The sequence below is a fragment of the Myroides marinus genome (assembly GCF_900109075.1).
In the GTDB taxonomy this organism is placed as follows: domain Bacteria; phylum Bacteroidota; class Bacteroidia; order Flavobacteriales; family Flavobacteriaceae; genus Flavobacterium; species Flavobacterium marinum_A.
Map to the genome: position 1 here is coordinate 111,950 of NZ_FNYS01000011.1, position 13,165 is coordinate 125,114.

A 13,165-nucleotide genomic window follows, 5' to 3' on the forward strand; every position below is an offset into this window, starting at 1 on the left:
TTTAAAACACAACTAAATGAATCAATTATTAAAGGCAGCACTTGTGATTGCTGTAATCTTAGCTTCTACTATAGGATATGGACAATATAGTCAAGGTGGTTTCGCTTCTCAGGCAATAAAAATTAATAATGAGCTGTATAGCGGAGCAGATATTGTCAAGGAGTTAAGTAAACAAAGAAAGGATACCGTCTTCACTCGTTACTTTAATTTAAGTTTTCCAGTTGATTCAGTTTATAGATGGACACAAGTAGTGAAATATGCAGGTAAAAGCCTTGATAATGACCAATATCTATTGAGAACTAAAGTTTATAAGATAGATAATGAGACAGGTAAACTGTATAAATGGACGGAGAGCAGTAGAACCCTATTAGACAAGAAAGGAAAGAAAGAGAAATACGTGTCTAGGATTTTGCTTAAAGATGGGTCGGTACAGGAATATAAGAATGATAAAGGGAAAAAATCTATGGTCTGTATTGATAATAAGGGTAATAAGATAAACGATAAAGGATGCCTGTTATATACACATTCTAAGTTTCCTCTTCATAAAATGGAAACGATAAGTGATTTAATAAAACAACAACTTACTAATGTTGTATATTCATATAGTGGAAGATTGCCATCCTATCTACTGGTCAATCTAGAGGCAGATTATGCAACTAAGAAGTGGTATGTGTCATTTGAATTTTCTAAAGGGTACGCTGTTAATCAGAATATTTACTTAGATCTAGTGACTAGTGTACTTAGTGCTTTAGGCAGTGTTAAGTTAGAGGATTATCACTTTAATAAGGATATAAAAGGTAATTACTATAATCATATGTTTGGACTTCCTATTACATTTGTAAATTCTAAATAGAAAGGACAAGGGGAAATATTCAAGAGATTATATCAAAGAAATACATTATATATCAGCTATATCTTATAGAAATAAACTTTCACAGAATAGCTAACAGAATACTATTAATTAAAAAGGTGCATTACGCACCTTTTTTTTATGTGTAATGGTTGAGGTGCTACTATACTTATACTATAATGCTAGTATGGTGTTAGTAACATTTTGCGGTATTTTGGTACTTGCACTATACTTACACTATACTAGCATTGTACTAACACTAGGTGTAAAATGCCATGAAAATGGCTCTATAGCAGAATGATGTTTTGGGTTCAGTACGCGAATATTTGGGCAAAAAAGTATAGTGAATGTATAAAACCAAAAACTCCACTGTAACAATAGATACAGTGGAGTTCTGATTCAACATTTAGCTAGGTGTTATCAAATCTAAATGTAACGATGAGGTATAATAAAAAAAGCTACTCCTAGTGAGTAGCTTTGTATGCTTTTTAGTGCTTGTGCAAGAATGCTTGTCTTTGTAAAAGTGTTTCTTCGCTTTCAACATGGTTGTCGTCAGGAATACAACAATCTACAGGACACACAGCAGCACATTGAGGCTCTTCGTGGAATCCTTTACACTCTGTACATTTAGAAGGAACGATAAAGTAGAATTCATCAGATACAGGCTCTTGAGCTGCATCAGCATCTACTTCAGTACCATCAGGTAAAACTACCTTACCAGTTAAGGCTGTACCGTCTTTATATCTCCAATCATCTGCACCCTCATATATCGCTGTATTAGGACATTCTGGTTCGCAAGCTCCACAATTTATGCATTCGTCTGTTATAATGATTGCCATAGCTTATATTTTGTTTTATATGTATTAACTTTGTATGCAAATTTACACCCAAAACAATTCACAAACAAGTCAATATGAATTTAGATGTTAAAAAAAATGCATTTGTTAAGTTAGGCCATTTTTTGAGTCAATTTACTGCAAATGAATTTGTAAAAAACAATGATGTATGTCATAATGATGAATTTTTCTCAACATTTTCAGAACTAATTCACAGTTCAGTAAACTATAATGGATGGTTCACATTAGAGCAAGTAGTGATCTCTATCAACTCTTGGGCAAGTGCATTGACACAAGAAAATTTAGATAAGTGGACTTCAAAATACGATTTTTCAACAGAACCTAATAAACGCGTAGGACTTATCTTAGCGGGAAATATTCCTTTAGTTGGTTTTCACGATTTCTTGAGTGTATTGATTTCGGGTAATATAGCTGTGGTTAAGATGTCTTCTAATGATCAGAAGTTATTGCCATTTTTAGCTAAGTATTTAGTAGCTGTAGAACCTGGTTTTGCTAATCGTTTCGAATTTATTGAAGGAAAGATGGAGGCATTCGATGCTGTGATAGCGACAGGTAGTAATAATACTGCACGTTACTTTGATTACTACTTTAATAGTGTGCCTAATATCATACGTAAGAACAGAAACTCTGTAGCTATATTAGATGGTACAGAGACTCATGAAGATTTCGTAGCTTTAGGTAAAGATGTATTTACTTATTATGGGTTAGGATGTCGTAATGTGTCTAAAATATTCGTACCAGATGGGTATGTGTTTGACAACTTTTACCAAGGCATGTTTGAGTATAAAGATGTGATAGAGTATGAGAAATATTCTAATAACTACGATTATAACAAGGCTGTGTTCCTGATGAGTGAGTTTAAGATTTTAGACAATGGATTCTTAACTGTGAAAGAGGACAAAGGGTATGCATCACCTATATCATCTGTATTCTATGAGTATTATACAGATATTAATGAGGTGAAAGCACGCTTAACTGAGGATGTGGATAAGATACAGTGTATCGTGTCTAATAACTTAATCGAAGGAAGTATCGCTTTTGGTCAGACTCAGGAGCCTCAGTTATGGGACTATGCTGATAATGTAGATACATTAGAATTCTTATTAAAATTATAGAATCAATCACTTATCTATCAGTCTAAATATGTAGAGGTATTAGTGACCTCTGATTAATTAGTGATCATAAGTAAAGAATATAAGCACCAAACAACGTATAACTATGAGTAAAGTGCATAATTTCTGTGCAGGGCCTTGCTTACTACCTGATGAGGTATATAGAGGCGCAGCCGAAGCAGTAATTGACTTTAATGGAAGTGGACTGTCTGTACTGTCTATCTCACATCGCAGTAAAGAGTTTATAGCTGTGTTAGAAGAAGCACAGCATTTAGCACTGTCTTTATTAGGTCTTGAAGGTAAGGGATATTCAGCCCTTTTCTTACAAGGTGGGGCGAGTATGGAGTTTCTGCGTGTGCCTTATAATCTGATGAAAACGAAAGCGGGCTATATCGATACGGGTAACTGGTCTTCTAAGGCTATAGCGCAGGCTCAGGCATTCGGAGAAGTTAACGTATTAGCTTCTTCTAAGGATAGAAAGTATGCGTATATCCCTGAAGGTATTGTTATACCTAGAGGGTTAGATTATGTGCATTATACTTCTAATAATACGATATATGGAACGCAGTATAGAGATGTACCTCAGGTTGATTGTCCTTTAGTATGTGATATGAGCTCGGATATTTATTCGAGAGTATATGACTGTGATAAGATAGATCTAATCTATGCTGGTGCTCAGAAGAACATTGGACCTTCGGGGCTAAGTGTAGTATTAGTAAGAGATAGTATATTAGGAAAATCTGGGCGTGTGTTACCTCAAATGATGGATTACGCAGAGCATATTGATAAAGGAAGTCTGTATCATACAGCTAATGTCTTTGCTATTTATACGAGTTTACTAAACTTAAGATGGTTAGATAGGTTAGGTGGTGTAGAGGCTATCGAAAAGATAAATAATCAGAAAGCGGCGACATTATACCGAGCTATAGATGACTTAGACTATGTGGTAGGATTAGCAGATGTGGACTATCGATCTAAAATGAATGTTACTTTTGATTTTAAAGAGGAACAAATGAAAGGAATATTTGATACCATGTGTGCTGAGGCGAATATCGCTAATGTAAAAGGGCATCGAGTAGCAGGTGGATATAGAGCTTCTCTATATAACGCCTTGACACAAGAAAGTGTGGATGCTCTAGTAAGAGTGTTACACGAGATGAAATCAAAGATTTAATAAAGAACCAAATACGGAAGATGAGAATATTAGCGAATGATGGTATCCCAGAGGAAGTAAAGAATGACCTGGAGGGATTAGGGTTTGAAGTAAAAGAAGTGCGTGTAGCTCACGAACAATTAGTTAATTATACTAGTAAAAATGAAATAGAGGTACTGTTATTACAACAGGGAACTCTTCTAAATAAAAAGATGATAGATGAACTATCTCATCTAAAAGCTATTGTATTTGCAGGTACGCAGATAGACCTAGAGATAATCGATTATATCAAGGGATGTGGTATAAAAGCGATATGGGCAGAGGAAGCATTGTCTAATGCTACAGCAGAGTTGGTATTTGCACATTTGTTTTCAGGATGTCGATTACTACAAGAGTCGAACCGCAATATGCCTTTAGAAGGGGATGCTAGCTTTAAGTCTCTACAACAGTCTTACAGTAGTGGTATCGAGTTAGCGGGCAAAACTTTAGGTATAATCGGGTTAAATGCAGCAGGAGAGAAAGTAGCACAGAAAGCATTGGCATTAGGAATGAATGTATTGTATACAGATACATCTGTACCAGATATTAAAGCAGACTTCGTGTTGCCTAATGGTATTCACTTTAGAGTTGATTTAGAGTCTATTGATATGCATCGACTATTACATGATTCGCATTTTATCACTATCCATACGAAGCATTATCAAAAATATATCTTGAATAAAGAGTCATTTAACCATGCTCATAATTTGATAGGAGTAATAAATTGTGCTTATCCTGAGGCTGTTAATGAAGTAGATTTAGTTGATGTAATCAATGCTGAATCTATCTTGTTTGCAGGGATTGACCGCTTCGAGGAGGAGCCTCATCCTGCAATACAAGTATTGATGCAACCAGCTTTCTCTCTATCTCCAAATATCAATGGAGCTACGGATGAAAGTAAAGTGTTAATATGGGATGAAATTTTTGAAAAAATTCAAGTTTTGAGAAAATAATTGACTAGTTTTATCATTCAAAAAATAAAACTATGTTAGAGCAAATTACAAAACTAGTAGAACAAATTAGTTCTAGTGAAGTAGCTAAAGGAGGAATTACTTCTGAGCTTACAGGTGCAATCACAAAAGAAACTGGAGACAGTATCATTAACGGATTAAAAGACAGCGTGAGTGCTGGAGATATCAGTGGATTGACAAACTTATTATCAGGTCAAGCTTCTAATATTGCCTCAAATCCTATTGTTACAGGTATGATCGGTAACTTAGTAAGTGGATTAGTAGGTAAGTTAGGTCTGTCTGAAGGTGTAGCTGGTAGCTTCGCTAATGGTGTAGTACCTCAGGTTATATCTGCTATCGTGGCTAAAATACAAGGAGGAGAATCAGGATTTGATTTATCTTCTATCATGGGTAGTTTAGGTCAAGGTGGAGCAGGTGACTTATTAGGATCTCTATTAGGAGGAAAAGAAGGATTAGGTGGAGCAATTGACAAATTGAAAGGATTGTTCTAGTCTACATAACGTATTAGTATTAAGGCGATTATTCATATAATGAATAATCGCCTTTTTTATTTATTTAGATTGTTTAAAAATAATTATTCTCATAACTTGATTTTATGTTAAGTTTTACTATATATTTGCAACTATATAAAATTAGTCTAAATAATAATTAGTTGTTGTTTTTTGGCAATGATTTGATTGTTATAGGATTATGTAGTGAGGTTAGTAATAGAGTTAATTATGAAATATATAAATAGCTGTTAAATATTTGAGTAGCAAGTAAGGGATATACTTGTGAGTTGTTTACTAGTCAAATATTCAATCTATAGCAATCAAAAGGTGTTGTAATAATGTATATCGAACCTTTTGGAAAAGTAATCTTAAATGAAAAAATACATACTACTTACGTTCTTTCTTTTTATGAACCTTTTAAGTAATGCTCAGAGTAAAGGGTATTCTATAAAAGGGAGAGTGTTAGATGATAAAAATGTACCCATAAGCTACGCTACTGTAGTGGGAGTGTCATCTAATGCATCTACACAGACTGATGAACAAGGGAACTTCGTTCTTTGGGTTCCTACAACTAAGGAAACAGTCGAAATAAGCTTTATGGGATATAATGCTTATAAGACTAATGTCACTATCGAAGATGGAAATAGCAAGACGCTATCCGTAAAATTAAAAGAAGAAAAGCAGCAATTAGGTGAAATCAATATCACTGCAAAAAGTGCAATAGAGAAAACTCGCCAGAGTGCTTATACTGTAAATGCTGTAGATGTAAAAGCATTAGCTAATACAGTGTCTGATGTCAATCAAATCCTAAATAGGAGTGCTGGTGTAAGAGTCAGAGAAGAAGGAGGATTAGGATCAAACTTTAATTTCGCACTAAACGGTTTTAGTGGAAATCAGATAAAATTTTATTTAGATGGTATTCCTTTAGAGGGGGTAGGTTCATCTTTTCAGTTGAACAATATTCCTGTGAATATGATCGAACGCATCGAGATTTATAAAGGTGTGGTACCTATTAGTTTAGGAGGAGATGCTTTAGGAGGTGCGTTAAACATTATTACTAAGAATACTAAACGCAAGTACCTAGATGCTACAGTGTCTTATGGTTCATTTAATACAGTACGTTCTTCTGTAAATATGGGGATGACTACTGATAGTGGATACAAGTTACAGTTAAATGCATACCAGAATTACTCTGACAATGATTATAAAGTGAATGTAGATGTACATGACTTTAATACAGGAGTATTAACGCCTAAACGAGTAAGTCGCTTTCACGATCGTTATCACAATGAGGGAATTGTATTAAAAGGAGGTATGGTGAATAAGTGGTATGCTGATGAGCTATTATTCGGTATAACTTTAGGAAAGAACTATAATCAGATCCAAACAGGGAATAGAATGGAGGAGGTGTATGGAGGACGATTTACTAAAGGTGATTTAATCTTGCCTAGTCTTAGCTATACCAAACGTGATTTCTTAGTAGAAAATTTAAATGTGTCTGTGAATGCTAACTACAATCTTGGGAGTGAGCAGTCTGTAGATACGTTAAATAGACTATATAATTGGGATGGGGATTATATCATTAAGAATACACTAAAGAAAGAAGGAGGAGAGATAGAGCGTAGAAGGTTTAAATATAAGAACAACAATGGTTCTGTAATCGCTAATGCTAATTATGCTCTGACAGAACATCACTCATTCGCTGTTAATTATAATCTATCTCTATTTAATAGAAAAGGAGAAGACTTATTAGATTCTACTTTAAAGAATAATAATCTGCCTAAGAAATCTAATAAGGCTGTATTAGGATTTAGCTATCAGTATACTCACGATGATCGATGGAATACAATTTTATTCTTAAAGAAATATTTTCAATACAATTATTCAGAGCGATACTATAACGAGACTTACTTCAAGCAAGATAATAAACAGAATTTTACTGGATATGGGGTAGCTACGGCGTATAATATCTTACCTGATCTACAAGTAAAAGGTTCGTTTGAGCATAGCATTCGTATGCCTGAGGCTTATGAAATGTTCGGTGATGAGGTAAACCTTGCTTCTAATTATAATCTGAAACCTGAGTCTAGTAATAACTTTAACCTTGGAGTACAATACGGTTTTAAGATCAATGAGGTAAATCACTTTAAGATAGAGGCGAACTATCTATATCGAAAAGCTACTGATTATATCAAAGAGGAAGTAAATACAGGTAATGGTTCGGCTGCCCAAAAAGTAAATAGAAACATTGGTGGTGTATTAGTGAAATCTTTTGATGGAGAAATAAGATATACGTATAAAGACTTTTTCTCTTTAATGGCTAACGTTACTTATCAAGATATCTTAAATGATATCAAGTATGAAAATAACTCTACAGAGGTAAGTGCTCTATATAGAGATAGGGTTGCAAATATCCCATACTTATATGGTAATGGAATGGTGTCATTAAACTTTAAGGAGGTGTTCGGGACAAAGAATAGTCTTCGTCTAGATTATAATCTGATGTATGTACAGAAGTATTATCTATATGCTCCTAGTGTAGGTATAGCTAAATATAAGAGATATGTACCTGAGCAGTTCTCACAGGATATAAGTGTACACTATGCTATCAATAATGGAAAGTATAATGTAGCCGTAGAAGTGAAAAACTTAGCGAATAAAACATTATATGACAACTTTAGCCTTCAAAAACCAAGTCGCTCAATTACTTTAAAATTGAGATATAACTTATAAATAAAAACCATAATTAATATATCATGAATATCATAAAAAAAACACTAGGAGTATTATCTCTTGCTTTAATCGCATCATGTAGTAGTGATGACAATTCTGGACCTAAAGAACCTACAACACCTCCTGAGGGTGGTAAGGCTAGCTCTTATGTATTTGTAGTTAATTCATTAACAGGACAAGAAGGAGGAACTAAATATATTGCTACTGCAAAAACACTTACTGAAGGAGTAGTGAAAATTGATAAGAATAATGGTATAGAGACTGATTCATATTCATTCTTTGTTCAAAACAATCAATTAATGGCTGCTGTATATGGATTTACAGGACAAAGCCCATTGACTTTCTATAGTTTAAATAAACAAAATGAGATTGTACAGGGGACTAAATTAGCTACTGAGACTATAGGAAGCTATGGAAATATTGGAAATACTGAAGTAGTTAATGCTACATTAGGAGGTAACTTATTTACTATAAACACAGAGTTAAAGCAAATGACTCATAAAGGGGCAGTTGATTTTGATAAATTAAAGTACAAAGATGAAGAAGCAGGTGGACGTGATTTAAATGGTGTGTTCGCTGTAGGTACGGATAAAATATATATTCCTTATTCTGTATCTCCTAAAGAAGGAGATACTAAATACAGAGAGAATACTTTTATTGCAGTAGTAGATTATCCTAGTCTTAAGGTTAGTAAAACGATTATAGATGATAGAACTGGTCTTATAGGAAGCTGGTTTGGTATGAATGGTATTCAACAAGTAGAGGACGGATCTGTGTATGCATGGTCTCCAGCAGAGAAGTCTAAGAATCCTTCTGCATTTATTAGAATTAAGAATCACGAAATTGACAAAGGATATTTCTTTGATGTACAGAAAGCTTCAGGAGGATATAAATTATCTCGTGCTGAGTACATCGGAGGTAATGATTTCTTAGTGAGTTTCTTCGTTGATAAAAATATTCAAAGTACTTGGTCAGGTGTTACTAAGTTAGCAATAGTTAACGTATCTACTAAATCTATTAAGTGGATCGATACTATAGCAGAACATGAACAAATGGCATACAAACAAAAAATATACGTAGAGAAGGATAAGAAAACTGTACACTACGTAGCTAGAATAGACAAGACTAATCGTTTCCAAGTATATAATATTGATGTAGCTACAGGTATAGCTAAGAAAGGTATTACAATTGAGAATGCTAGTGATGTAACAGCTATCTCAAAATTGGAATCAGTACAATAGTAAATATTTTTCTACTTTGATTTAAGTACATTTTTTGCATTAGTTAGCGTTAATGAATTAGAAAAACATTGTGTTTAATGAGTTTTTTGAAGCAGTAATTACCTATAGGTAGTTACTGCTTTTTTTGTACCTTGTATAGATAAGAATGAAAGTATAGATGAATAATAAATTATTGATTAGTGATTTCTTGCAGTTTCTAAAGAAACCAAATCTAGAGGGATTATCTATTTCTAAAAGTGAGAAAGTAATACGTACTGTTAGATTGTGGATTATTAGTTTAATCGCAATAATCTTGTTGCGTGGTATAGCAGAGACGATAGTAGAAATCCCGTTACCTGATATGTTTGAGGATTTCTTTGATAATATTGGTGTGTGGGGATTTGTTGGATTTGTAGTTATTCTAGGGCCTTTATTAGAAGAAATTACCTTTCGTTCTGCATTGCGATTTAGAGTATCTTATCTCTTAATTTCGTTTATACTTATTACAGTCTATGTTTTAAGCATTATCATGAGACAGAATGAATCGTTGGTTCTTGGATTTGGTATTGTAGCTGTACTATTGTTTGCTGCGTTGGTTTATGCCTTAAGTCAAAAGCCTATTGAATCAAAGGCTTTCTATAGTAGATACTATCCTTATGTATTTTATTTTATAGCTATTTTATTTGGCTATATCCATATCGGGAACTTTGAAGAATTCAGCTTAAAATTACTTCTATTGTCGCCTTTAATTGTTCTACCTCAATTTATATTAGGAGTATCTTTAGGGTATATAAGAGTGCGTTTTGGGTTTTGGTATGCTGTATTCTTTCATGTATTGAATAATGGTATAATGACAGCTTTGTTTTTCTCAGGAGGAGGTTTTATAGAATAAGATTCGATTTTATTTTCTCTCATTTTGGTTAAATATCCTATTGTAGAATCTGGATTTAACAGTAATAGACTAGTACTGTTTTATTGAAATAATTATCTTTGAGATATAATATTAATATATTGAGTTATGAATAGTGTACATTGGCATACAAAAGCATTTGATGAATTAACCGTAAATGAGTTATACGATATAATGCGTTTGCGTACAGATGTATTCGTCGTAGAACAGAATTGTCCATATCCTGAATTAGATGGTAAGGATAAAAAGTGTTTACACATCTATGCAACGAAGCTAGATCAAGTAGTAGCATGTGCTCGTATAGTACCTCCAGGACTTAGTTATCCAGAGATAGCTATCGGTAGAGTAGCTGTACATGCAGATTACCGCAAAGATGGTTATGGTCGCATATTAATGCAACACGCTATAGATAAAATAGAAGAGGAGTTCGGAGCTCAAGATATTCAGATAGGCGCACAGTGTTACTTGAAGAAGTTCTATGGCTCATTTGGATTTGAACCTTCTTCTGATGAGTATTTAGAAGATGGTATTTCTCACGTAGATATGATCAGAAAGGAATCAGAGTATAATAGATAATATAAAACTTAGACCCCGCATTAGCCTAATACTGTGAGGTGGTAATGTGGAATCAGGGATAAACAAAGACGCCTTAGTTATTTAGACTAAGGCGTTTTTGTTTTATACTTTTTTCTGCTTCCACTTACCTCGTTTAAAGAGGATAAAGGCAAGAATGGCAATTAATATTTCTGCTGATGGTATGGCGATAAAGGCTCCTGTAGGTCCTAATTCAAAGTGATAAGTCATTACATAAGCAAAAGGAATCTGGAACAACCAGAAACCTACGATATTGATAATAGTAGGCGTTATTGTATCACCAGCTCCGTTAAATGCGTTCATTAACGTCATACCTGCTCCATAGACTACAAAGCCAATGGCTCCGATGTACATAGCTTCTTTAGCTACTGCTTTAATAGCTTCATCAGTAGTGAAGAAAGAAGCTAGTATCTCTGCCATACTAAAGAATATGATAGTTACGATAGCCATATAGATAACATTGTACTTAAGTGTAGCGAGTACTGATTTATATGCTTTATCAGGATTGTTATCTCCTAGATTTTGGCCTACTAATGTTGATGCTGCATTACTTAATCCCCATGCTGGTAGTATGAAGAAAACTAGAAGCCTTAGACAGGTCAAGAAACCTGAAGAACCTATCTCACCTCCACTCTGCGCTACGATGCGTGCTAGTATTACCCAACTACAGGTAGAGATCATGTACTGTACCATACCAGGTACAGCTATCTTAGTGATGTTCCAGATCATGTCCCACTGAAGTTTAAAGTATTTTAATTTTAGTTGGATTAGTGAATCTTTCTTAGATAGGTAATACAATTGATACACTACTCCCATACTGCGTCCTATAGCTGTAGAGTAGGCGGCTCCTTCTAAGCCCATCTCTGGGAATATCCACCATCCACGTACCATAATAGGACATAGGATGATATTGATAAGATTACCAAACCATAAACTCTTCATGGCTACTGCTGCATTACCTGCTCCTCTGAAGATACCGTTGATTAAGAATAGTAACATAATAGATACACAGCTAGCTAATAGGATACGTGTATATCCATATCCATATTCCGCTGATTCTTCTGAAGCCCCCATCCACAGTAACCAATCCTTAGCATATATAAAACCTAAGACGCTTAATATGATGGTAATAACAATAGATATGGTGATGGCCTGTGCAGCATTCTGAGCAGCTTTTTCTCTATCTTTTTCTCCTATTCGTCTTGCTACTATAGCTGTAGCTGCCATACTAATCCCGATACAGATAGCGTAAATGATAGATAATAGAGATTCGGTAAGACCTACACTCTGTATGGCATAAGCACTTTCTTTTAGATGACCGACAAAGTATAAATCTACAAGTGCAAATACTGACTCCATTAGCATTTCAAACATCATAGGAATGGCTAATAGAAATACAGCTTTATTAATAGACATATTCGTTAAATCAAAGTTCTCACTAGAGAAAGATTGTTTAATAAGAGCGAATATTGAAGTCTTTTTATTTTGAGTTATTGACATATTATCAGATGTATCCTATTTAAAGGAATATAAGGAATCAAAGATAAGTGATTTAGGTATTTGGAATAAAGAGGTGAAGGGTTTTTATACGAATGGTTTTAGTTAGTAATTTTTGTTTATAAGTTGTTTTAAATCAGTTATTTAATTTTTGTAGTGTAAAATATTTGTATTTAAACTATTTATTTAGTTGTAAAACTAAATAAATAGTTGTTAGTTTGGGTATATGAATTTTTGTGTGTATTGTATAATGATTTATATGAATTGATTTGATATATTTATTAAATGTCATTTTTTGTTGAGTAGTTGTTTTTTATGTGCTTGATTTTAGAATTGATTTGTTAATAAAATATTAGTGTCATAGTGTTTATATGTAACCTAAAAACAACTATTGAGTTATTAAATTAACTTCCGTATTTTAGTATCTTAAAATCAATAGTATGGAAATTTTTAAGGGTCAAAACCTTCTGAACTTAGTAAAAGAACTACCAGATGACGAATCTTGTAAAGCTTATTTAAGCAAAATAAAGTGGTCAAACGGTTTTACATGTGTAAAATGTGGTCACCAAAAAGGTTGTTTAAAAACTAATCATTCATACTATTGTTATAATTGTGAACATGTTGAGAGTTCAACGGCTAATACCTTATTTCACAAAGTCAAATTTGGTTTGCAAAAAGCATTTATGATTGTGTTTGAAATGACAACTTCTACAAAAAGTATCTCAAGTATTCAAATGG

General features: G+C 33.6%; 12 protein-coding genes. 10 read left to right on the forward strand and 2 right to left on the reverse strand.

Annotation, left to right across the window (positions count from 1 at the left end):
* Positions 1 to 16: 16 nt before the first annotated feature.
* On the forward strand, positions 17 to 853 hold the full coding sequence (locus BMX53_RS12210) for a hypothetical protein (RefSeq protein WP_038987936.1): 837 nt from the start codon (positions 17 to 19) through the stop codon (positions 851 to 853).
* A gap of 485 nt (positions 854 to 1,338) precedes the next feature.
* Here BMX53_RS12210 and BMX53_RS12215 read toward each other — a convergent pair whose 3' ends face one another.
* Entirely contained in the window at positions 1,339 to 1,689 is a 351-nt protein-coding gene (locus BMX53_RS12215; protein ID WP_038987937.1) for a 4Fe-4S binding protein, read from the reverse strand.
* A gap of 74 nt (positions 1,690 to 1,763) precedes the next feature.
* Between BMX53_RS12215 and BMX53_RS12220 the strand changes: the two genes are divergently transcribed.
* From BMX53_RS12220 to BMX53_RS12255, 8 genes are all read left to right on the forward strand, one after another.
* Positions 1,764 to 2,822, forward strand: coding sequence for an acyl-CoA reductase (locus tag BMX53_RS12220; protein ID WP_074746587.1), 1,059 nt, complete (start codon positions 1,764 to 1,766; stop codon positions 2,820 to 2,822).
* A gap of 103 nt (positions 2,823 to 2,925) precedes the next feature.
* Complete coding sequence (gene serC / locus BMX53_RS12225) at positions 2,926 to 3,993, forward strand: 3-phosphoserine/phosphohydroxythreonine transaminase (RefSeq protein WP_074746589.1); 1,068 nt, start codon at positions 2,926 to 2,928, stop codon at positions 3,991 to 3,993.
* A gap of 20 nt (positions 3,994 to 4,013) precedes the next feature.
* Positions 4,014 to 4,964, forward strand: coding sequence for an NAD(P)-dependent oxidoreductase (locus tag BMX53_RS12230; protein ID WP_074746590.1), 951 nt, complete (start codon positions 4,014 to 4,016; stop codon positions 4,962 to 4,964).
* Positions 4,965 to 4,996: 32 nt separating this feature from the next.
* Complete coding sequence (locus BMX53_RS12235; RefSeq protein ID WP_038987941.1) at positions 4,997 to 5,473, forward strand: hypothetical protein; 477 nt, start codon at positions 4,997 to 4,999, stop codon at positions 5,471 to 5,473.
* 372 nt (positions 5,474 to 5,845) lie between these two features.
* Positions 5,846 to 8,206, forward strand: a complete 2,361-nt coding sequence (locus BMX53_RS12240) for a TonB-dependent receptor (protein ID WP_074746592.1) — start codon at positions 5,846 to 5,848, stop codon at positions 8,204 to 8,206.
* A gap of 23 nt (positions 8,207 to 8,229) precedes the next feature.
* A complete protein-coding gene (locus tag BMX53_RS12245; protein ID WP_074746594.1) occupies positions 8,230 to 9,447 on the forward strand; it encodes a DUF4374 domain-containing protein in 1,218 nt (405 codons plus the stop codon).
* 157 nt (positions 9,448 to 9,604) lie between these two features.
* The gene (locus BMX53_RS12250) at positions 9,605 to 10,318 is read left to right on the forward strand and encodes a CPBP family glutamic-type intramembrane protease (protein WP_074746595.1); all 714 of its coding nucleotides are present in this window, start codon (positions 9,605 to 9,607) and stop codon (positions 10,316 to 10,318) included.
* 126 nt (positions 10,319 to 10,444) lie between these two features.
* On the forward strand, positions 10,445 to 10,912 hold the full coding sequence (locus tag BMX53_RS12255; RefSeq protein WP_074746597.1) for a GNAT family N-acetyltransferase: 468 nt from the start codon (positions 10,445 to 10,447) through the stop codon (positions 10,910 to 10,912).
* A gap of 102 nt (positions 10,913 to 11,014) precedes the next feature.
* Here BMX53_RS12255 and BMX53_RS12260 read toward each other — a convergent pair whose 3' ends face one another.
* Positions 11,015 to 12,430 (reverse strand): MATE family efflux transporter, encoded by a 1,416-nt coding sequence (locus tag BMX53_RS12260; RefSeq protein ID WP_074746599.1) that lies wholly within the window; start codon positions 12,428 to 12,430, stop codon positions 11,015 to 11,017.
* 437 nt (positions 12,431 to 12,867) lie between these two features.
* Between BMX53_RS12260 and BMX53_RS12265 the strand changes: the two genes are divergently transcribed.
* A partial coding sequence (locus BMX53_RS12265; protein WP_143061424.1) for a transposase occupies positions 12,868 to 13,165 on the forward strand: 298 nt, incomplete at its 3' end.